Source organism: Sinomonas albida (assembly GCF_004919045.1).
GTDB lineage: Bacteria > Actinomycetota > Actinomycetes > Actinomycetales > Micrococcaceae > Sinomonas > Sinomonas albida.
The window spans coordinates 14,984-35,652 of sequence record NZ_SWDW01000018.1; the positions used below are offsets into that span (position 1 = coordinate 14,984).

Annotated in this window: 17 protein-coding genes; 8 read left to right on the forward strand and 9 right to left on the reverse strand. The window is 70.0% G+C overall.

The annotated features are described in order from the left end of the window. Positions 1–117: 117 nt before the first annotated feature. The 3 genes from E6A26_RS15845 to E6A26_RS15855 form a co-directional block, all read right to left on the reverse strand. Positions 118–1,812, reverse strand: a complete 1,695-nt coding sequence (locus E6A26_RS15845) for an HNH endonuclease signature motif containing protein (protein WP_168928764.1) — start codon at positions 1,810–1,812, stop codon at positions 118–120. Between the two features lie 905 nt (positions 1,813–2,717). Continuing rightward, on the reverse strand, positions 2,718–4,268 hold the full coding sequence (locus E6A26_RS15850; RefSeq protein WP_234865575.1) for an NCS1 family nucleobase:cation symporter-1: 1,551 nt from the start codon (positions 4,266–4,268) through the stop codon (positions 2,718–2,720). A gap of 140 nt (positions 4,269–4,408) precedes the next feature. Then, positions 4,409–5,080 (reverse strand): GntR family transcriptional regulator, encoded by a 672-nt coding sequence (locus E6A26_RS15855; RefSeq protein ID WP_136612172.1) that lies wholly within the window; start codon positions 5,078–5,080, stop codon positions 4,409–4,411. Between the two features lie 214 nt (positions 5,081–5,294). Here E6A26_RS15855 and E6A26_RS15860 point away from each other — a divergent pair, with 214 nt between their 5' ends. The 3 genes from E6A26_RS15860 (at position 5,295) to E6A26_RS15870 (ending at position 9,574) form a co-directional block, all read left to right on the forward strand. Beyond that, positions 5,295–7,286: a transketolase gene (locus E6A26_RS15860; RefSeq protein WP_136612173.1), complete on the forward strand. Its 1,992-nt coding sequence runs from the start codon at positions 5,295–5,297 to the stop codon at positions 7,284–7,286. A 161-nt stretch (positions 7,287–7,447) separates the two neighbouring features. Further along, the gene (locus E6A26_RS15865; RefSeq protein ID WP_136612174.1) at positions 7,448–8,728 is read left to right on the forward strand and encodes an MFS transporter; all 1,281 of its coding nucleotides are present in this window, start codon (positions 7,448–7,450) and stop codon (positions 8,726–8,728) included. A 234-nt stretch (positions 8,729–8,962) separates the two neighbouring features. Then, positions 8,963–9,574 (forward strand): TetR/AcrR family transcriptional regulator, encoded by a 612-nt coding sequence (locus tag E6A26_RS15870; RefSeq protein WP_136612175.1) that lies wholly within the window; start codon positions 8,963–8,965, stop codon positions 9,572–9,574. A 138-nt stretch (positions 9,575–9,712) separates the two neighbouring features. Here E6A26_RS15870 and E6A26_RS15875 read toward each other — a convergent pair whose 3' ends face one another. Further along, positions 9,713–10,966, reverse strand: coding sequence for an RNA polymerase sigma factor (locus E6A26_RS15875; RefSeq protein WP_234865582.1), 1,254 nt, complete (start codon positions 10,964–10,966; stop codon positions 9,713–9,715). A 167-nt stretch (positions 10,967–11,133) separates the two neighbouring features. Beyond that, entirely contained in the window at positions 11,134–11,553 is a 420-nt protein-coding gene (locus tag E6A26_RS15880; protein WP_136612176.1) for a YciI family protein, read from the reverse strand. Positions 11,554–12,040: 487 nt separating this feature from the next. Between E6A26_RS15880 and E6A26_RS15885 the strand changes: the two genes are divergently transcribed. The 4 genes from E6A26_RS15885 (at position 12,041) to E6A26_RS15905 (ending at position 16,836) form a co-directional block, all read left to right on the forward strand. Further along, on the forward strand, positions 12,041–13,183 hold the full coding sequence (locus E6A26_RS15885) for an NAD(P)-dependent malic enzyme (protein WP_234865585.1): 1,143 nt from the start codon (positions 12,041–12,043) through the stop codon (positions 13,181–13,183). Positions 13,184–13,440: 257 nt separating this feature from the next. Further along, complete coding sequence (locus tag E6A26_RS15890; protein ID WP_136612177.1) at positions 13,441–13,944, forward strand: DUF456 domain-containing protein; 504 nt, start codon at positions 13,441–13,443, stop codon at positions 13,942–13,944. 50 nt (positions 13,945–13,994) lie between these two features. Next, entirely contained in the window at positions 13,995–14,912 is a 918-nt protein-coding gene (locus E6A26_RS15895) for a hypothetical protein (RefSeq protein WP_136612178.1), read from the forward strand. A gap of 256 nt (positions 14,913–15,168) precedes the next feature. Then, entirely contained in the window at positions 15,169–16,836 is a 1,668-nt protein-coding gene (locus tag E6A26_RS15905) for a ParA family protein (protein WP_168928765.1), read from the forward strand. Between the two features lie 166 nt (positions 16,837–17,002). On the opposite strand, the gene E6A26_RS15910 is transcribed toward E6A26_RS15905, so the two are convergent. After that, on the reverse strand, positions 17,003–17,485 hold the full coding sequence (locus E6A26_RS15910) for a hypothetical protein (RefSeq protein ID WP_136612180.1): 483 nt from the start codon (positions 17,483–17,485) through the stop codon (positions 17,003–17,005). A gap of 233 nt (positions 17,486–17,718) precedes the next feature. Here E6A26_RS15910 and E6A26_RS15915 point away from each other — a divergent pair, with 233 nt between their 5' ends. Further along, positions 17,719–18,750, forward strand: coding sequence for an LLM class flavin-dependent oxidoreductase (locus E6A26_RS15915; protein WP_234865579.1), 1,032 nt, complete (start codon positions 17,719–17,721; stop codon positions 18,748–18,750). A gap of 49 nt (positions 18,751–18,799) precedes the next feature. On the opposite strand, the gene E6A26_RS15920 is transcribed toward E6A26_RS15915, so the two are convergent. From E6A26_RS15920 to E6A26_RS15930, 3 genes are read right to left on the reverse strand one after another with little or no spacing between them, the layout of a single operon-like run. Further along, positions 18,800–19,414, reverse strand: coding sequence for a hypothetical protein (locus E6A26_RS15920; protein WP_136612182.1), 615 nt, complete (start codon positions 19,412–19,414; stop codon positions 18,800–18,802). Beyond that, positions 19,414–19,980: a TerD family protein gene (locus E6A26_RS15925; protein ID WP_136612183.1), complete on the reverse strand. Its 567-nt coding sequence runs from the start codon at positions 19,978–19,980 to the stop codon at positions 19,414–19,416. Before E6A26_RS15925 ends, E6A26_RS15920 begins: the two co-directional genes overlap by 1 nt. Next, on the reverse strand, positions 19,977–20,600 hold the full coding sequence (locus E6A26_RS15930; RefSeq protein WP_136612184.1) for a hypothetical protein: 624 nt from the start codon (positions 20,598–20,600) through the stop codon (positions 19,977–19,979). The genes E6A26_RS15925 and E6A26_RS15930 overlap by 4 nt, the downstream gene beginning before the upstream one ends. Positions 20,601–20,669 lie beyond the last annotated feature (69 nt).

The following is a 20,669-nucleotide window of genomic DNA, read 5'->3' on the forward strand; positions in this document are numbered from 1 at the left end:
GGGCATCGATCGCGGAGGGCATCGAGGGCACCACGAAAAGGCCAGACGGTTCTGCGCTACTCCTATCGAGTCATCGCGTGTCGACTGGTCGCGGAAATTGGCGGAACCGGTGGCGCATCAGAAAGGCGGGGGTGCGTCTGTTTCGGGATAGGTGACGTATTTGCGGCCTGCAGGGGACGTCCACTCGAGGATGCCGCCGGGCGGCGTGGGCAGCGTCGTTAGGGTGTTGACGGCGCTGGGTGGCGTGGGCTCCGTCGACCGCGTGTTGACGGCGCTGGGTGGCGCGGGCTCCGTCGCCAGCGGGTTGACGCCTGGCCTCAGCCTTCCCGATTCGTTGGAGGGAAGCCGCGAGATCTCCGACCCGGAGCCGCCGCATTCGCAGCTCTCCCCGCCATCCGGGGCGTCGGGTCTGCACCCAGTCCCGTGAGTCGCCGGCTTGCTGGGGCTGCACCCATTCTCGTGAGTCGCCGGCTTGCTGGGGCTGCACCCATTCTCGTGAGTCGCCGGGGTGCCGGAGTCGCACCGAGTACCGTGAGTCGCCGGGGTGCCGGAGCCGCACCCATTCTCGTGAGTCGCCGGGGTATCGACGATCTCCTCCTTCGACGGACCGGAGCCGAGCTGTTTGAGTTTCCAGTGGCCGAGGGATTTGAGGCGGTGATGTTCGCGGCACAGCACAGCGAGATTGGCAGTGTCCGTAGCCCCGCCGTGTTGCCAAGGAACGGTGTGGTCGACCTCGCCCGACTGCGCAGGCTTGTCGCATCCCGGGAAGCGGCACGTGCGATCCCGAGCACCTAGGAAGCGCCGGATGGCGAGAGGCGGCGTGTAGCGACGGCGGCCAACGCCGAGCGGTACCCCAGTGCCCGGGTGCACCCACATGGTCGTCCAGGTCGCCGCCTCCGCGGCGAGGATTCGTGCGGCGGGCGCATCCAAGGAGCCGTAACCGAGAATCTCCGCCGATGCTTCGGACTCCCCGGTCAGCGTGCGGGCTGGTACCGTCACCACGACCTCCATGCGCACGCCGCCGGCAATCCCCGTACTCGTGGATCCGGCTGGGGCAGGTCGCGTTGCACCAGGCTCCGCTGCACGCGACGTGGCGCGGCTTGAACCTGCGACCCCGTCGGGGGAGTCCGCCCCTGCATCCCATCTCGGGAGCGCACCATTCAGGAGCAGGTCGCGGAAGACGTCGGCGCGCAGCTGGCCAATGCCGCGGATCTCGCCCGGTGCTTGGAGTGAGCGAGCGACCGCCTCGAGCCGTGTGTCGATCGCCGCGCCCGCCTCAAGTGGCAGGTGAGCGGTGATCCAGCACATCCCATCCTTCGTCGGTTCGACGTCGACGCGACGGAACGCGGTGGCGTGAGCCTTCCGCGCCGCGAGCGGCTCGGGGTGGAAATCCTCGGCCAGACGGCGCAGGCGACGGGCGAAGGCCCCGGGGCTCGGCGCCCGGGCGGGGTCTCCCTGCGGGCAGCCGAGCTCGACGGCGGCAGCCGCGAAGGCCGTGCCCTTCCCGGGCGGGAGGACAGCGGCATGCTCCATGACGGCGCGGGCCCTCCGACGGTCCAACTGCCCCTCCCGGAGGGCATCCATGAGTGGTGCCAGGCTGGGATCGGCCAATGCCCGCGCCTCCTCGACCATGGCACGACCAGTCCGCTGGGAGACATTCAGCGCGGCGGCAACCTCGGATGCGGTCAGCGTCGGGGCCTCGGCGGCCTCGAGTCTGTCCCGGGCACTCTGCCGGAAGTGCTCGCACAGCTCGGACAGCACGAAGGCTCGAAGTGCGTGGATGCGCGCCTCGTGCGCCTCAAGTGCTTTCACGGTTTCGATCAGCCCGTCGACGTACAGGGTCTCGGCCTCAAACGTCAGCGCCGTCGGAAACTGGGGCTGCGCACACTCAGTCTGAGGCTGGGGTTGCTCGTCCTGCCTCGGAGGCTGGGGCTGCTCGTTCTGCGTCGGAACCTGCGGCTGCCCGTCCTCCGTCTGAGGCTGGGGTTGCTCGTCCTGCGTCGGAACCTGCGGCTGCCCGTCCTCCGTCGGAAGCCGGGGCTGCCCGTCCTGCCTCGGAACCTGCGGCTGTCCGTCCTCCGTTGGATGCCGGGGCTGTCCATCCTGTGTCGGAACCCGGGGCAGCCCATCCTCCGTCGGAAGCCCGTGACCATCCTCCGTCGGGTTGGTGCTCCCGATCGGGTTTGTGCTCTCGACCGGACTCTCGGGCTCTATCGCGCCGCTGGCGCCGTCGAGATCGGGGCCCGCTGACGGCTCATTGAAATCAATCGAGTCGCCGACAGTTACCGTCTGGTTGGTCTCAAGTGGTCTTTCTGCCATCGACGGATCGCAGAACTCAGCTTGATCGCCCGCCTCAGCCGAGCCGTTGACGGGATCTTCCCCCATGCTTTCCCCCATGGATTCACCCTCGCATGCGCCACCGACAAAATAAGCCCTCGCCCGCTCGAGGGACGTTTCTCGGACGGCTAGGGGCGCGAGGCCCCGAGGCCCAGGCCTCACCAGGCCAAACGCTCAAGGTGAGGGTGTCGTGGAGGAGGCTGCGCGTCGTCGTCGTTGGTCGAAGCCGGCCCCGCTGTGGGGGTGAGGGCGTCGTGGGGGCTGCATGCGGCGTCGTCGTTGGTTCGGACCCCGCCTCGCGGCGGGGACGAGGGCTGTCGCTAAGGCCGCCCGGCCTGTCGCCGGTGGTCCTGTTGCCGGTGGTCTGCCGGCCCGGGTCGTTACGCTGTCCGGGCCTGTGGGGCGGTCGGTCGGGCGTCTTCGGCGATCGCGGCGGTCACCGAGTCGGCGATGCTCCTGTCATTGCGGGAGATCAGGAAGTGAACCGCGGCCGCAATGATCGCGCCGATGAACCATGAGAAGGCCGACACCGCGCCGAAGACGGGAACCAAAGCCAGGATCACCGCAGGGATCGCGGAGACGAGGAAGGAGAGCACCGCCTTCGGGTTCCACCCGCGAGCGTAGGTGTAATAGCCCTGTTCCCGGAACAGGTCGGCGACGACCACATGCTGCCTCCGAAGCACGTAGTAATCCATCATGATGATGCCGAAAAGAGGACCCAAGAGGGCCCCGAGGCCGCCGAGGAATTGGTTGACAACAACCGGGCTGTTGAACAGATTCCACGGAGTAATCACCAGAGCGACCACGGCGGCGATCAGACCGCCCCGTCGGAAGTCGATCTTGGCAGGCCACACATTGGCAAGGTCATAGGCAGGCGAGACGAAGTTGGCCACCACGTTGATCCCGAGAGTTGCGACCGCGAAGGTGACGGCACCCAGCAGCAGCGCCCAGATGCTGTTGATTCGACCCACGATATCGACGGGGTCGTAGATGTGCTGCCCGTACACCTTGAACGTCCCAGCGGTCACGACGACTGAGACGACTGAGAACGCCATGAAATTCACCGGAAGACCCCAGAGATTCGCCGTCCACACGGACCTGCGGGATGGAGCAAAGCGGGAGAAGTCACAGAAGTTGAGCAGCAGGGTCGAGAAATACGTCACCGTGAGGGCGACCGCCGCGAAGAACGCCTGCATGACGCCCCATTGGGCAGTTCCACCTGGAAGGTCGAGCGACACGTTCCAGCCCGCATTGATCAGGATGTAGACGACGAGCAGGCCCATCACGACCCACACCGCCGGCCCCGCCCAATCCTGGAACCTTCGGATCGTGTCCATGCCGTTTCGGAGCAGGAGCAGCTGGAGCGCCCACACCACGAGGAATGCCAGCCAGCCCAGTGTCGATTCGCCGAGGAAGTTGTTCCCGGTCAGCCCTTTGAGATCGGGCCAGATCTGGAGCACGATCACGATCACAGCACGCGACGCCAGCCACGTCTGAATGCCGTACCACGCAATCGCGACGAGAGCCCGAATAAGGGCTGGGAGATTCGCGCCGAATACGCCGAATGAGAGCCGCGCCAGGACCGGATAGGGAACGCCCAATTTCTGTCCCGCGTAGCCGGACAGGTTCATGAGCAGGAAGACGATGAAAATGCCGAGAACCAGGGCAAGGAACACTTGCCACGCGCCGAGCCCCAGCGCGAAGAGGCCGGCCGCAAACGTGTAGCCGCCGAGTGAGTGGATGTCAGACATCCACATCGCGAACAGAGAATAGAAACCCCATCGGCGATGTTCTGCAGGGGCGAGGTCTTCGTTGTGAAGACGCGGGCTCGGGCCCGCTGGGATCGGCTGGGGCATGATCAGCACCCTCTTCCCAAGCCATGGATGATGGCGATACACCACTTTTGTAGGACCGGCCGGCCGGCCGGTCAAGGTGCGAGCGTCACGTGCGGTCCGGACGCCTCTGGGGCCGCCGCAGAAACGTGGGAAGAGGTCGGGCATTCCCGTGGAACCGCCGGAAACGTCCGCCCGCCCGCCTGGCCGCGCGGCCGCGCGGGCAGCTATGGCGAAAGCTACTCGGGAAGATGCCCCGCGAGCCCCTCGATGACTGGCTGCCGCCCGAGTTCAACGTGCGCCGCCGCGAGCGACTCGGCGAGCTGCGGCCGCCCGGCCAGGATCGCCTCGCGGATTTCGGCGTGCTCGATCGCGTTGAGCTCCATCGGACGGCTCACGCCGAGACCGAAGATCCAGCGGAGCATTCCCTGGAGGGGCCGCAGCGACCGGGCCAGCAGTCGATGGCCGGAAACGTTGACGATCTCGGCGTGGAACTCCGTGTTGAGGTCGGATGCGCGCTCGAAGTCGCCTTCCTCCGTCGCCTTCTGGGCGAGGCGCAGCAACTCGGTGAGTCGGCCGCCGTCGGCCCCTGCTGCGACCCGCTCGGCTGCCCGCTTCGCGGCGAAGGACTCGAGCAGCACACGGAGGTCGAACAGCTCCTCGACATCGGTGAGCGTCAGGCGGCGCACCACCGCACCCCGTCGCGGCGCCGTGACGATGAAGCCGTCCTGCTCGAGTCGGTGCAGGGCCTCGCGGACCGGGATGCGCGAGACGCTGTGCTTCTCGGAGAGCTCGCGTTCGCGCAGCCGCTGGCCCGGCGCGAGGCGTCCCGCCACGATGTCCTCGAGCACGAGCTGGTACACGTGGCTCGCGAGGGCCTCGTCGGGGGCAGGCTCGAACGGGGATTCCATGGGGAGAGAATACCGTCCGGCCTCTGGGCTGGTATACAAGCGCAAGGCGCAGGTCTCATGCGAGAGCGCACGCTTCCCCGCGCGGGCACGTGTGCTGTCGGAGGAAAGAGCCGCTCTCGCCCGGGGCCAGCCTTTCTTGCCCAGACCTTGCTTGCCGCTCGGGGGCGGCGGGTAATGGAGATACCGGTACCGTCGTCGAACGGAAGGTCGCATCATGGCTACGACACTCACGATTCCGGATCTCGAAACCGTCGCCGAACTGGCCGCGCAGCTGCGGGTGGACTCCATCCGTTCGAGCACGAGCGCGGGCTCCGGCCACCCGACGTCCTCCATGTCCGCCGCAGACCTGCTCGCCGTGCTCATGGGCCGGCACCTGCGCTACGACTGGGACAACCCCGAGAATCCGCGCAATGACCACCTCGTCTTCTCCAAGGGCCACGCTTCGCCGCTCGTCTACTCCGTGTTCCGCGCGGCCGGAGTTGTCTCTGAGGAGGAGCTGCTCAACGGCTACCGCCGCTTCGGCGAGCGGCTCCAAGGCCACCCAACGCCCGTGCTCCCGTGGGTCGACGTCGCGACGGGATCGCTCGGACAGGGCCTCCCGGACGGCGTCGGCATCGCGCTCGCCGGAAAGTACCTCGACAAGCTCCCGTACCGCGTGTGGGTTCTGTGCGGCGACAGCGAGCTCGCGGAGGGATCGATCTGGGAGGCGCTCGACAAGGCCTCGCACTACGGGCTCTCCAACCTTGTAGCGATCTTCGACGTCAACCGCCTCGGCCAGCGCGGCGCGACGGATCTCGGCTGGGACACCGCAGCGTACGCGCGGCGGGCGGAGGCGTTCGGCGCCCGCGTCATCCGGATAGACGGCCACAACCTCACGGCGATCGACGAGGCTCTGACCGAGGCCGAGGACCCCACGGACGATCGCCCCACCGTGATCATCGCCAAGACGGTCAAGGGCAAGGGCTTCAGCGAGGTCGAGGACAGCCCCGACTGGCACGGCAAGCCGTTCCCCGAGGACATGGCCGAGCGGGCCATCAAGGAGCTCGGCGGAACGCGCGAGGCGCGCGTGCGGGGGCTGCTCCCCGATGGCGGTGGCGATGACGATGGCAACAGCGCTGGCGAGCGTGCGAACCGAGCGGACGACGGCGGGAGCGCACCTGAGTCGGCCAGCTCACCTGGGCCGGTCAGCTCCCCGGGCGATGGGACGGCAGGAAAGACGGCTGGAAACACAGACAAGCCCCGGAAGGCAGAGCTCCCCACTTACGAGGTCGGCGAGAAGGTCGCAACGCGCAAGGCATACGGCCAGGCCTTGGCCGCGCTGGGAGCGGCGAATCCCGCCGTCGTCGCCCTCGACGCCGAGGTGAGCAACTCGACGTACGCGAACCAGTTCGCCAAGGAGTTCCCCGACCGCTACTTCGAGATGTTCATCGCCGAGCAGCAGCTCATCGCCGCCGCGACGGGCCTGAGCGTGCGCGGCTACACCCCGTTCGCCTCGACGTTCGCGGCGTTCCTCACCCGCGCCTACGACTTCATCCGCATGGGCGCGGTCTCCCAGGCCAACCTCCGGCTCTCCGGCTCGCACGCGGGCCTCGAAATCGGGGCGGACGGTCCGTCGCAGATGGCCCTCGAGGACCTCGCGATGATGCGTGCCGTCCACGGCTCCACCGTCCTGTACCCGAGCGACGCGACGAGCGCCGCGGCGCTCGTCGAGCGCATGGCCGAGACGAGCGGCATCAGCTACCTCCGGACGACGCGCGGGGCGTACCCCGTTCTGTACGGCGCCGGGGAGGACTTCGCCGTGGGCGGGTCGAAGACGCTGCGGGACGGCAACGACGTCACGCTCGTCGGGGCCGGCGTCACGCTCCACGCGTGCCTCGCGGCCGCGGACGAGCTCGCGAAGGGCGGCGTCCACGCGCGCGTCATCGACTGCTACTCGGTCAAGCCGATCGACGGCGCGGCCCTGCGCGCGGCCTCCGACGCGACCGGCGGCCGCTTCGTCGTCGTCGAGGACCACCATCCCGAGGGCGGCCTCGGATCCGCCGTGGCGGAGAGCCTCCTCGAGGGCGGTCGCGCCGACTTGCGGCTCGAGCATCTCGCAGTCCGCGGCATGCCCGGTTCGGGCACGGGAGAGGAGCTCATGGCCTGGGCCGGGATCGACGCCGCGGCGATCGCGGAGGCCGCGCGGCGCCTAGTCGACGGAGCGTGACCTGGCCTCAAGCCACAACGGATCGTTCGCGGGCGGCTTCGGCGAGACACACTCACGCAGAGCACGCGATCGGAGCCCCGCGGCGTCCGCCAGCCGACTAGTGTGAGCACGACAGCAATGCCCGGGCACGCCCCGGGATTACCTCGAGCCGGGAGCCGTGAATGACCGCGTGGGCCTCGCATCAGGAGGACGTTCCCCAGTCCGCGCTCGCCGAGCCAGTCAGGCGTGTCACAGGCCTCTGGATCACAGGACTCGTCCTGGTCAATGTCGGGATCAACGCGGCGTTCTTCGGCCCGATCCAGGTGCTCATCGGCCAGCAGGCCCAGGCGTTCGACGCGAACAACAAGGAGGGCATCCTCGCCCTCGTCACTGGTGCCGGCGCCGCCGTCGCCCTCGTGGCCAATCCGCTCTTCGGCGCGTTCTCGGACCGCACGTGGAGCCGGTTCGGCCGCCGTCGCCCGTGGGTGCTCATCGGCGCGCTCCTCGCGACGGTGGCGCTGGTCGCGCTCGCCGGCGCCCCCAACGTCGCCGCCGCGACGGCGCTGTGGTGCTTCGTGCAGCTCGGCGCCAACGGCGCGTACGCCGCGATCACGGCCGCAATCCCTGACCGTTCGCCCGTCGAGCAGCGCGGGAGCGTGGGCGGTCTCGCCGCCATGGGCCAGACGGTCGGCGTCCTGCTCGGAGCGGTCATCGCCGCCGTCGTCTCCGGGAACTTCGCTCTGGGCTACGTGGTGTGCGGCGCGGCGCTCATCTTGGGCGTTGTCCTCTACGTCACGAGCGCGGCCGACGATCCGCTCCCGCGCTCGGCCATCGAGCCCTTCTCGATGGGGCGCTTCCTGGCCGGCTTCTGGGTGAATCCGCGCCGCTACCCGGATTTCGCATGGGCGTGGATCACGCGCTTCCTCGTGAACCTGGGAAACCACATGGTCACGCTGTACCTGCTGTTCTTTCTCGGGGACGCCGTGCACCTCAAGGAGACCCAGGGCATCGACCCGGCGACCGGCGTCCTGATCCTCACGGGGCTCTACGCGGTGTTCGTGATCATCACGAGCGTCGTCGGCGGGAAGCTCTCGGACCGCATGGGCAAGCGCAAGCCGCTCGTGATCGGCTCCTCGGTCATCATTGCGGTCGCGTCGCTCACGATCGGCTTCTTCCCGGTCTGGCCCGGCGCGATCATCGGCGCGTGCATTCTGGGGATCGGCTTCGGCACCTACCTCGCGGTGGACACGGCGCTCAACACCCAGGTCCTCCCGACGGCTCGCGATCGCGGCAAGGACCTCGGCGTCATCAACATCGCGAACTCGCTCCCGCAGGTCATCGCACCGACCATCGCGTTCCCCTTCGTCGCGTTCTGGGGCGGGTACATCTCGCTCTACGTCGCCGCGGCCGTGATCGGCCTCCTGGGGGCCGTCTTCGTCACCCGGATCCGCTCGGTTGCCTGAGTTTGCCAGAGCTTGATTGCCTGAAAAGTCCCTCAGAACAGACGACGGCGGGAGCCGCGCCAGAGAGGCGCCCGGAGGCTGAGGACGCGCGCCGAGCGGACCCTACGTGGTGGGAACGGACACGGAGGCGTCGAGACCGCGCTGTATAGTTGGGGAGACCCACGGCACCATCCCAAGGCTCAGCCGTGGGCTCAGACCGTTACCGGACCCCTGCCGGAAAGAGGTTGCTGCGCCGTGCTCCAACTCCCCAAGGACCTGGTGTCGATGGAGGCCCCTCCGACGACCCCTCGCTTGGCCGAGCGCTATCGCAGAATGCTCGACTTCACCGCGGACTTCGCGCGGCTCGAGTACCCCGAGGTCGAGGTAGCCGCCGTCGCGCGGCGCGCCGGGGTCTCGCTCAGCACCGCCTACCGTTACTTTCCGTCCGCGGCCCATCTCCTGCTCGCCCTGCACCGTCGGCAGCTCGTCGAGCTGCGCGAACGGTTCACCGAGCGCACGCGGAACGCCCGAACCACAGAGCTCCGCTCCCGTGAACTCGCCGGCGCAGCGATCGAGCTGCTCCAGATGCGGCTCTCGCAGCCTGCGGTCAACAGCTGCCTCGACGAGCTCGTCGTCCCCGCCGACCATGAGCTCGCGCGCCTCATCGGCGAGGTCGACGAGCTCTCCTGGTCCGTCCTCGGGCGCCTCGGGGGTGGCGCCGCGCGCGGCAAGAGCATCGTTCTCATGGTCTCGGGGCTCGTCTCGGCCATCCGCACGGGGCGCCTGCTGCCCTACGAGGCCGAGCAGCAGCTCAAGGACGCGTGCGCCCTCCTCGAGCCGGAGATGAGGGCGTCGAGATTCGCGTGAAGCCGCGAGGCTGACGTCTCACGCAGGACCCCTCACGCAGGACCCCTCACGCAGGACTCTTCACGCGAGGGCCGACGCCTTGCGTTCGAGCACCCTGCGTTGCTGACGTCTCACGCAGGACCCCTCACGCAGGACTCTTCATGCGAGGGCCGACGCCTTGCGTTCGAGCACCCTGCGTTCCCGCTCATTCCGGCACAGCCGCGCCGCGAGCTCGAGTTCTGCCCTCGCCTCTGTGATCCTCCCGAGCCGGACGAGCAGCTCGCCGCGAACGCTCGGGAGCAGGTGCGAACCAGAGAGGCGGGCGGTGGCGACGAGGTCGTCGACGGCGGCGAGCGCCTTCTCGGGGGAACCGGCCATCGCGATGGCCACGGCGCGATTGAGGTCGACGACGGGCGACGGCGCCACTCGCCCGAGCGCCTCGTAGAGCAGCACGATCCGCTCCCAGTCGGTCTCCGCGACGGACGGAGCCGAGTCATGGCAGGCCGCGATCGCCGCCTGCAGTCCGTACGGGCCCAGCCCGCGGCCAGCACTCGTGGCGCGGCCCATCGCGGCCAGACCGCGGCGGATCGCCGAGCGATCCCATCGCCGGCGGTCCTGGTCCTCGAGGAGCACCGGGTCACCGTCGGGGTCTGTGCGGGCGGGGAAGCGGGCCGCCGTGAGCTCGAAGAGGGCCAGGAGCCCGTGGACCTCGGTCTCGTCGGGCAGCATCGCGGCGAGCATGCGCGCGAGGCGCAGTGCCTCGTGCGCGAGGTCGGGGCGCAGAAGGCTCTCGCCGGCCGTGGCGGTCGAGCCCTCGCTGAAGATCACGTACAGCACGCTCAGCACTCCGCCGAGACGGTCCCGCCGCTCGTCGGCCGGCGGCAGCTCGAACGGGACCCTGGCCGCGGCGATGGTCTTCTTGGCGCGAGTGATGCGGGCCTGGATGGTCGGCACCGGGACGAGGAACGCGCGGGCGATCTCCTCGCTCGAGAGGCCGCCGACGACCCGGAGCGTGAGCGCCACGCGCGCCTCGGGCGAGAGCACCGGGTGGCACGCCACGAACATGAGCGCGAGCACGTCGTCGTCAACCCGGTCGGGGTCCCACGGCAGTTCGTCGCTGCCACCGCCCCGCCCGGTCCCGGCACCCGCGCCGAGCGCGCCCGAGCTGGATTCACCTTCGGCGAGCTGTCCCGCGAGAAGGGTGTACCGCGCGTCGAGCGCTGACCGGCGGCGGAAGGCGTCGATGGCGCGGCGCCGGGCGGTCGCGAGCAGCCATCCCACCGGGTTGGCGGGCTCGCCGTCGCGCGCCCACGCGACGAGCGCCTCAGCGAGAGCCTCCTGCGAGACGTCCTCTGCGAGCGCGAAGTCGCCCGTGTAGCGGGCCAGGGCGCCAACGATCCGCGCCGACTCGATCCGCCAGACGGCCTCGACGGCCCGCTGCGCGGCCTCGACGGCCCGCCGCGCTGTGTCGGCGTCAGCGACGCTGTCAGTGCTGGGCGGGCCGCCGAGGCCGGCGGCGAAGTCCGGGGTGGGACCCGGGCCGGCGGCGAAGTCCGGGTTGGGACCCCGGCCGTTCGCAGTCAGAGCTGGCCGGTCCGCTCGCGCCACGCCCGCTCCTTGACGATCCACTCGTTGTCCTGCGGGAACTCGTCAATGCCCGGGACGCGGCGGATCTCGCACTTGCTGCCCGGCATGGACGGCATGCGCTTGGCCCACGCGACGGCCTCGTCCTTCGACGCGACGTCGAGCAGGTAGAAGCCGCCGAACAGCTCCTTCGTCTCGCCGTAGGGACCGTCAGTGACCACCGGAGTCTCGCCGCTGTAGTCGACGACGACTCCCTGAGACGGATCGTCGAGACCCTCCGCCGCGACGAGCACGCCCGCCTTGATGAGCTCGTCGTTGAACCGGCCCACGGTCTCGAGCATCTCGTCGAACGGTGTCGCCATCATGGTCGCGAGGGATTCATCCGTGGCTCGCATGATGAGCATGTACTTGGCCATGTCGCTCTCCTTGGTTCGAGGGCCGCTTCCCGACCCTGTCTATCTCAGGTCGAACGGGGCGGCAACGGATCGACACGGACGGGCAGAATTGCTCGGGCCCGACCGGCCCGTCCTCGAAGTCGCCCAGACTCGAGGTCGCCCAGACTCGAGGTCGCCCAGCCTCGGTATCCGCTTCCGCGTTTCGGAAGCGCGGTCTAGTCCGCTTATGATGGCCATACCTCATTCCCCGAGGCCACAGCCGTGCGGACATCCTCGCGCAGGCCGGCCTCCCGGAAGCGCCGCATCCGGCGCGGACCCCCGGACCCCTTGTCGCCGACGCGACGGAGCGCCTCCCTGCCCGACGAAGCGCAGGGTGAGCGAACCGCGTGCGCCGATGCCCGCCGTCGTCCGTTGGCGCCGGCGGACCGTTCCAGGAGACCCAGCCGTGAATTCCTCCACGCACACCCAGTCCCAGCCAGCCCAAACCCAGCCAACCCAAGCCCAGCCCATCACCGACGAGGAGATCTTCGCCGCGCACGAAGGCGGCAAGCTCTCCGTCGGGGTTGATCGCCCGCTCGCGAGCAAGCGCGATCTCTCGATCGCGTACACGCCCGGCGTGGCGCAGGTGAGCCGCGCGATCGCCGCAGAACCGGACCTGGCCCGCACGCACACATGGGCTTCGCGCCTCGTTGCGGTCGTCTCGGACGGCACGGCGGTGCTCGGCCTGGGGAACATCGGCCCGAGTGCGTCGCTGCCCGTCATGGAGGGCAAGAGCGCGCTGTTCAAGACGTTCGGCGGGCTCGACTCGATCCCGATCGTCCTGAACACGACCGACGTGGATCAGATCATCGAGACGCTCGTGCGGATCGCGCCTAGCTTCGGCGCCGTGAACCTCGAGGACATCTCGGCGCCGCGCTGCTTCGAGCTTGAGCGGCGCCTCATCGAGGCGCTCGACATGCCGGTCATGCACGACGACCAGCACGGCACCGCGGTCGTGGCCCTCGCCGCGCTCACGAACGCCGCGAAGGTCGTGGGCAAGGAACTCGCGGGGCTCCGGGTGGTCATCGCTGGCGCGGGGGCGGCCGGCATCGCCGTGGCCGAGATCCTGCTCACGGCGGGCGTGACCGACATCGTGCTGCTCGACTCGAAGGGCACCCTCCACGCGGGTCGCGGGGACCTTGCGGGCATGAAGGCCGAGTTCGCCGAGCGCACCAATCCGCGCAACGTCGCGGGCGGCACCGCGGAGGCGCTCGCCGGGGCCGACGTGTTCATCGGCGTCTCCTCGTCGACCGTGCCGGAGGAGGACATCGCCCGCATGGCCGACGGTGCGATCGTCTTCGCGCTGTCCAACCCGGACCCCGAGGTGGCGCCCGACGTCGCGCGGCGGCATGCGGCGGTCGTCGCCACCGGACGCAGCGACTTCCCGAACCAGATCAACAACGTGCTCGCGTTCCCCGGGATCTTCCGCGGGGCCCTCGACGCCGGCGCGCGCCGGATCACGCCCGCGATGAAGCTCGCAGCGGCGGCCGCGATCGCCGAGCTCGCCGAGGACAAGCTCTCTGCGGACTACATCGTCCCGAGCCCCCTCGACCCGCGCGTGGGACCCGCCGTGACGGCGGCCGTCGCGTCGGCGGTGCGCCCGGGGGAGTAGCCGGGAAGCCCCTTCGGGCCGCTCTCGCGCCGAGGGCGCAGGTCGATTGCGAGGGCGCACGTTTGCACGCCGCGAAACGTCCGCCCCCGAATCAACTCTGCGCCCTCGAACCGACTCTGCGCCCTCGAACCGACTCTGCGCCCTCGCACCGACGCTGCGCCGCCGAACCAACGCTGCGCCGTCGCAACCGGAGTCCTCCCTCGGAACAAGAGTCCGCTTTCGCGGCCCGCCCGACACTCCCGCTAGGCTGGGTTCCCGTGGATGGACCTGCCCTCGCCGCCCTGCTGACCGGGATCGCGCTCGCCGTGGCGGTCGCCGGAACGGTCGTGCCCGTGCTCCCGGGCAGCGTGCTCGGCATCCTCGCGCTGCTCGAATGGGCCCTGTTCGGCGGCGCAGGCGCCGGCGGCTGGATCGTGTTCGCGATCGGGAGCGTTCTGTTTGCCGCGGGAATGGCGCTCGCCTACATCCTCACGGGCCGCGGGATCGCGGCGCGCAAGGTCCCGAACGGCTCGGTGGTGTTCGCCGTGATCGTGGCGATCGTCGGAATGTTCGTCGTGCCGATCGTGGGCCTCTTCGTCGGGTTCGCGGTAGGCCTGCTCGCGAGCGAGTGGGTCCGGACGCGGGACTTCAAGGCAGCCACCTCATCCTCGATCGGCGTGCTCAGGGCCGCGGGGCTCGGCATCCTCGTCGAATTCGGTTTCGCCGCCGCCGCGGCGACAGTCTGGGTCATCAGCGCATGGATCTATTTCGCGAATCGATGAGCCTCGAGCGGCCGCCTGCGCCGTCGTCGGGCTTCGTTAGCATGGAGCCCATGGCTTCCGGCGAGATGGAGCGCGGGCGCACGTTCCACGACCCGCGAGACCTCACACCGTTCCGCGGCGTGCGGGTGTCTTCGCCTGTCCCCGCTCCGTTCGGCCGCTTCGGACGCGAGCCCGCCGTGCCTCGCCTGCGCCGATTCCCGGCGAGGGTCGAGCGTTCCGTCTACGATGCCGTGTTCCGCGACCGCGAGCCCGAGCGCCTCGTGGTGTTGGCCCGCAGTCACCCAGGCTGGTCTGGGCTCTGTTACGTCATGGCTGGTCTCATCGCGTACCGCGCGCACCAGCACTCTCAGGCCGCCGAACTCCTCCAGCGTGGGCTGGCCGGCCAGAACGAGCTCGCCGCGGCGCAGTTCGCCGCCGACTACCTGAGCGCGTGGCGGCAGGGCGTCGAGGTGTCCGAGGGCGTCAGCGTCGAAGTGCTGTTCAGCGAGGAGGCCGTGTGCCTGGCGCTCGCGCACAGCCTGCGCGAGATCGGCCATCCGCGCGACGCGCTCACGGCGCTCGCGCCGCTCCCGCCGTCGCTTCCCGCCTCGCTCGCGGCGTGCCGGCTCGCCGAGATTCTCGGCCGGCCCGTGGACGTCGTGTCCTGGACCGACGGCCTCACCAACCGCGACGACCTCGCGGCGGCGCTCCTGGTCCTCCGCGCCCGCGCACTCCGCACGCTCGGCCGGCGCAGCGACGCCTACGCCTCGGTCCGCGAGGTGACCCGGCGGCGTCGTACGTCTCTCGCGCTCAGGCGCGCCGCGATGACGGAGCGGGCGCTCCTCGCGCTGGGCGTCGGCCGCCGGCCATCGCTGGGCAAGACGAACGACGGCGCCGCCCGCCCAGGTGCCAAGCGCGCCAAGGACGCGGAGGTTCGCGAGCTTTGGCTGCGCGACTTCGAGCGGCTCACCGGGGAGCGGCCGGAGTAGCCGACGCGTGCGGGAAGGCTGATTCCGAACCCTCGGGCCGCTTGACCGGGGATGGATCGGAGTAACTTTCGGGGCCGCTCGGTCGGTCTCATTCAGAGGAGCCGCGCTGTGACATGCGGACGGGTCTCGGATCTGCAAGAATCCGGCATCGGTAAGGTTGCTCCAGCGAGTGGGCTATCCGACTGTTCCGTGTGGGCGTGTTCCGTATGGACGCAGCGGGGAGGGACCTCCGCCGCGCGTGAAGGAGAGAGAGCCGATGACCCAGATCAACGCAGTGCTGACCGCCACGGGAGAGGCCCAGATCACCGGATCTGACGGCCGGACGTGGACCACTGCCTTCGCCGATCTGAACGCTGCACGGGAATCAGTCCGCGAGACGGCCGCCGCCACGGCTGCCGCCATCGATGAACCCGTGCACCTCGTGATCTCGGAGCCGGCGGGCGAGCAGCGCGTGCTCGTCCACGCGAACGGCGATGCCGTGGTCGATGCCCCGTTCGGTTCGGCCGGTCCCGGAGGCGCCGTGGACTCCGCCGCCGAGATGGGGCCCGGGGGCTCTGTGGGCTCGGCTGGCGCCGTCGGTTCGGCCGGCGCCGTGGGATCGGGGGGCTCTATGGGCTCGGCCGGTGTCGTGGGTTCGGCAGGCATCATGGGTTCGGGGAGCCCTGTGGGCTCGGTCGGGGTCACGGGTTCGACGGATTCGCCGAGCCTCCCGCCGTCGCCCGCTCCGGCGCCTGCCCACGCAGACCCCACGGCGCCCCTGCCCTCGGCCCCGGTGCCGGCGCACGCGGCGCCCCAGGGCCAGATCGCCCCTGCTCAGGCGACCGAGGCTCAGGCCCAGGCTCCGCGGCCTCCGCAGCCCTCGCCTGCTCAGGCTCCTTATACCCAGGTTCCGCAGCCTCAGGCTGCGCAGGCCCAGGCTGCGCAGGAGGCGTCGTCGTCCGCGGACGAGACGCTCCCGACGCGGCGCCGCCGCCCGACCGCCGCCGACTTCGCCGCGTCCCGCCCACCCGTCCCGCAGAGCCCCGCCCGCGAGGGCTGGCAGGGCTCGTTCAATGCGCTCACCGGCGGCGCGCTGCGGCTCGCTCCGGGCGAGCAGGAGATGGAGCGGCGCGAGTGGCGCTCGTCCATCCAGCGGGGTCTGGCCGGGCACAAGTGCGTGGTGTTCGTGAACCTCAAGGGCGGTGCGTCGAAGACGACGAGCTGCTACCTCACTGCGGCGACGCTCGGGCGTGTTCGCGGCGGGAACGTGCTCGCGTGGGACAACAACGAGAACAAGGGCACGCTCGGCGACCGGGCACTCCCCGCGAGCCACGACCACACGGCGATCGACCTGCTCGCGAACGTCCAACGCTTCGCGACGCCCTCGAACGCGCACGAGCTCGTCAACTTCGTCCGCGCCCAGGGCGAGAACAAGTTCCACGTGCTCGCGTCCCAGAACCAGGCGGGGGACAAGGAGGTCATCGACGGGAGCGCATTCGTCCAGCTCCACACGGTGCTCCGGCAGTTCTATCACCTCGCGCTCGTGGACACGGGCAACGCCTCGACCGCCGGGACGTGGCAGGCCGCGGTGGAGATCGCGGACGAGATCGTCCTCGTCTCGATGAACAAGGAGGATTCCTCCAAGACTCTCGCGGCGACCGTGGACACGCTCATCGAGATGGGCTTCGCGGACAAGCTGAGCCGCGGCGTCCTGCTCGTGACCCAGCCGGCCGTCCCGTCGAAGAACAGGAAGGCGCGGGTCGCGGCGAATGAGCAGCGGCTCGAGCGGATCCGCGCGCACTTCGGCCACTACGTGCGGAAGATCGTCGTCGCCCCGTACGACGAGGCGCTCGACGACGGCGCGGACATCATCTTCGAGAACCTCAGCCAGGCCACCCAGGAGGCCTACCTCGAGGCGACCGCCGCGATCGTCGACGGGCTCTGAGCCGCCGAGCTGCCCGTGATGGCGAGCAGACGGCGAGCAGACGGCGAGGCAAACGTGAAGCGCCCGGCCTTCTGGCCGGGCGCTTCACGATCTGGTGGGCGTCTGTTGTCGCCTGAGGGTCGGTTGGCTTGGCTGGCTTGCTTGGCTTCGTTGGCCTGCGGGCCCGTCAGCCTGCCTTGACGAGCGGCTGAGTGCCCGTGAACGGGCCGGTGCGGTCCGAGTAGGCGAGCGTGAGGGCGGCCTTCTCCGTGGTGGCCTTGGCGCGCGCGGCGGGAGCCTTCTCCGCCTCGGCCTTCGTGGCCTCGCGCTGGCGCCTCGCGGCGGCGGACGCGGCCTCCGCCGACTTGGCCGACGCCGCGGCCTCGGCGGCCCCGGTTCGTGCCGCTGCGAGAAGCGCGTCTGCCTTGGCGACCACCGCGTTGCGCACGTGCTCGGACGCGCCGCTCTGCGTCTCCGCCGTCTCGGGCCGGTAGACGAAGACCTTCGCCCCGAGCTTCACGGTGAGTTTGGCGACCGAGACGACGAGCTGTGCGACGCCTGCCACGAGCATGGTGCCCACCAGCGAGGCAATGACGACCAGCAGCAGGAGGCCACCGATCACGAGCGTGCCGATGTACACGAGGTTCGTCACGAGAAGTCCGTCGTCCACGCCATCTCCCATCCCCAGAGATTGTTGAGCGAAACGTCCGGATTCGGCGATTTGACCCGGACATGTCCTATTGTTCCGCACGCGCGGAGGTCCAGTTCAACCACGTGACGGTGATGTTGTGGAAAAGCAATGGAGACGTTACCGAACGTGACAACTCGCGATATTTAGTTGTGACTCCCGCCACATTTGAGCCCTCGGGGAACAAGCCTGAGGCACCTGAGGTTGGCGCCCCTGTGACTGCGCTCTCCGTTCTCGACCTCGTCCCCGTCGTCCAAGGCTCGGACGTCCCCGACGCCCTCGCGAGCGCGACGCGCCTGGCCCAGATTGTCGAGGAGGCCGGCTTCGAGCGGCTCTGGTACGCCGAGCACCACAACACGGAAGCCCTCGCGTCGAACGCGACGGCCCTCCTCATCGCGAATGCCGCGGCGAACACGTCGACGCTCCGCGTCGGCTCCGGCGGGATCATGCTCCCCAACCATTCGCCGCTCGCCGTCGCCGAGGCTTTCGGAACCCTCGCGAACCTGTACGGGCCCCGCATCGATCTCGGCCTCGGTCGGGCCCCGGGCACCGACCCCCGGACGGCCGCGGTCCTGCGCCGCGGGGCGAGGGACGACGACGAGCAGCAGTTCGCGCGCAGCATCCGCCTCCTGGCGTGGTACTTCGGCGAGCAGGAGGACGACGCCGAGTCGGTCCAGCTTTCCGCCGGAGTTCACGCGGCCGTGGCCCGCGGCACGAACGTGCCGCTCTGGATCCTCGGGAGCTCGACCGCGGGGGCAGCCATCGCCGGGCACCTCGGCCTCCCGTTCGCCGCGGCAAGCCACTTCGCCCCGTTCCAGCTGAGCGAGGCCATTTGGACGTACCGGCAGGCGTTCAACCCGTCCGCGCCCACGGCCCAGATCGCCGAGCCCTACGTCATGGCCGGTGCGAACCTCATGGTTGCCCCGACGCGGGAAGAGGCCGAACACCTCTTCACGTCGCATCAGCAGATGTTCCTTGCGATCCGCCGCGGCCAGCGCGGACCGATCCTCCCACCGGTTCGCGAGCTGGACTGGGCCCCGCACGAGGAGCAGATGGCCACGTCCGCCCTGCGCGTCTCCGCCGTCGGCACGCCGTCCGAGGCGGCCGAGTTCCTCCGGACGTTCGCGGCCTCCTATGGGGTGGACGAGGTCATCCTCACCGGCTACGCCCACGACCCCGCCCTGCGCGAGCGCAGCTTCAGGCTGCTCGCGGAGGAATGGGGCATCGCGCGGCAACTCACGGCCTGACGGGGCCAGCGGCGGGCCAGAATCGCCGCGGGTCGGCTGGCGACCGCCCTCAGCGGCGGCCCAGGCCGATCGTCATCGAGAAGCCGAACTCGCGCCAGATCTGGCCGTCGTCCCAGCTGTCCGGGACCGACTCCGCCCGGAGCTCGAGCGACGAGCCGATCCGCGTGAGCGTGAGGACCGTGCGCCTCCCCTCGCCCAGCGAACCCGGGACGGCGGCAGCGGCGCCGTCGAACGTCTGCACCGTGAGCGGCCCCTCGCCCGCGATGAATAGCGCGCGCCTCAGCTGCCGCACGTGCCGCAGCGCCACGACGACGTCCCGATTCACGTAGCCCACAAGCGGCCGCCCGCCCGACGTCGGCACCACCGTGCCGATCTGCTCGCGGTGCACGCTCTGCGCACCCGTCACATGGGCGCTGTCCTCCCACGCCGTGCCGCGCGCGCCCGTCACGAAGAGCGAGCCGATCGCCGACTGCCGCGCGTTGAGGCGGACGACGGCGTCGCGCGGCGAAAGCCCGCGGGTCCCGAAAGCGGGGGCCGGGTAGAGGCGCGACTCGGGAGGAACGTCGGGCGGGGGCGCGCCTGCCGGGCGGGCCAGGGTCAGGCCGTCGTCCGGCCTGATCCGTCGCGTGAGGTAGGGGACGTCGAGAGGGTGCTGTTCCGGCATCACACGTCCAGCCCGAATTCAGCGCCGACGCCAGCGAGCCCGTTCTCGTACCCCCGGCCCAGAGCGCGGAACGCCCAGCCGTCCGCATCGCGGAACAGCTCGCCGAACAGGACGGCCTTCGCCGTCTCGGGCTGGGCCGGCGGCGCGTCGAAGCGCACGAGCTCCGTGCCGTCGGGGCGCGCCACGCGGATGTACGCGTCGCGGACCGCCGCGAACGTGCCCGGCCCGCGGACCTCGGGGTCGACGTACGTCACGAACGCGATGCGCATGACGTCGGAAGGGACCGAGGCGAAGTCGACGTCGATCTGCTCCGCGTCCTGGCGCTGCGCGCCCTCGGTGGGGGAGAAGGCGATGCCGGGGGACGCCGTCGTCAGCTGGTTGAAGAACACGAGGTGCTCCGGCGTGAGCGCGCGGCCGTCGTCCCCGCACACGATCGCGAGGGCAACCGGTTCGGCCAGCGGGCCGACGCCCGGCTCGACGGTCCAGCCCAGGCCGACCATGACGCCCGCGAGCCCGGGATCGCCCGCCGTGAGCGCGACCGTTCCTCCCTCGGGGAAGGCGCTCATGAGCGATCGCTCCTCTGCTGCCGCGCGTCCGGCTCTGGGAGTCCCGGTCCGCCGGGCTCTGGCGTGTGGGGCTCTGTCCTTTCGGGCCCCTGTTCGTCGGGCCCTGTCCTTTCGGGCTCGGCCGGGATGCGGACGCCGTCCACGTCGAACTTGTCGCGGAGGAAGCGCCCGTGTGCGCTCAGCTCGGCGATCGCGCCCGTGCGCACCTGGTGGTCGAGGTCCCGGGCCGTCGCGTGAAGGATGTCGAGCTGTTCGAGGAGCTTCTCGGTCTCCGGCGTTCCGTCGCCCTGCGTCTCTGGCGGGAGGGCGCGGTACACGCGGAGCGAGGTGGGGAGGTAGTCGGTCGTGATGGCGTGGAGGAGCACTCGCTGCTCCGTCGACGCGCCATGCTCGGCGATGTAGTCGATCAGCAGCCGCAGCACGTCGTCGATCTGGCGCATGTGGGAGGACGCGAGCGTCGGGAGGAGGGCGCCCGCGCGCCGTATAGAGCTGCGCAATTCGGCCAAAGCGGCGCGCGTCTCCTCGAGCTCCTCGGCCTGGGTGCGGGGGAGCTCGTCGTCGACGATCCGCTCGGGTTCCCGCCCGCTGCCGAAGAGCGAGCCGAAGAACTTCGACACCATGGACTCACCATAGCGGCTGAGGCTGGGACGGCGCTGGCCGCGGGATCCAAAACTATGAAGGAAACTGTA

Coding starts and splice junctions, on each gene's coding strand:
- E6A26_RS15855 (WP_136612172.1), bottom strand. CDS start 5,080: ATGGAATCCCCGTTCGAGCCTGCCCCCGACGAGGCCCTCGCGAGCCAC.
- E6A26_RS15860 (WP_136612173.1), top strand. CDS start 5,295: ATGGCTACGACACTCACGATTCCGGATCTCGAAACCGTCGCCGAACTG.
- E6A26_RS15865 (WP_136612174.1), top strand. CDS start 7,448: ATGACCGCGTGGGCCTCGCATCAGGAGGACGTTCCCCAGTCCGCGCTC.
- E6A26_RS15880 (WP_136612176.1), bottom strand. CDS start 11,553: ATGGCCAAGTACATGCTCATCATGCGAGCCACGGATGAATCCCTCGCG.
- E6A26_RS15895 (WP_136612178.1), top strand. CDS start 13,995: ATGGCTTCCGGCGAGATGGAGCGCGGGCGCACGTTCCACGACCCGCGA.
- E6A26_RS15905 (WP_168928765.1), top strand. CDS start 15,169: ATGACCCAGATCAACGCAGTGCTGACCGCCACGGGAGAGGCCCAGATC.
- E6A26_RS15920 (WP_136612182.1), bottom strand. CDS start 19,414: ATGCCGGAACAGCACCCTCTCGACGTCCCCTACCTCACGCGACGGATC.
- E6A26_RS15925 (WP_136612183.1), bottom strand. CDS start 19,980: ATGAGCGCCTTCCCCGAGGGAGGAACGGTCGCGCTCACGGCGGGCGAT.
- E6A26_RS15930 (WP_136612184.1), bottom strand. CDS start 20,600: ATGGTGTCGAAGTTCTTCGGCTCGCTCTTCGGCAGCGGGCGGGAACCC.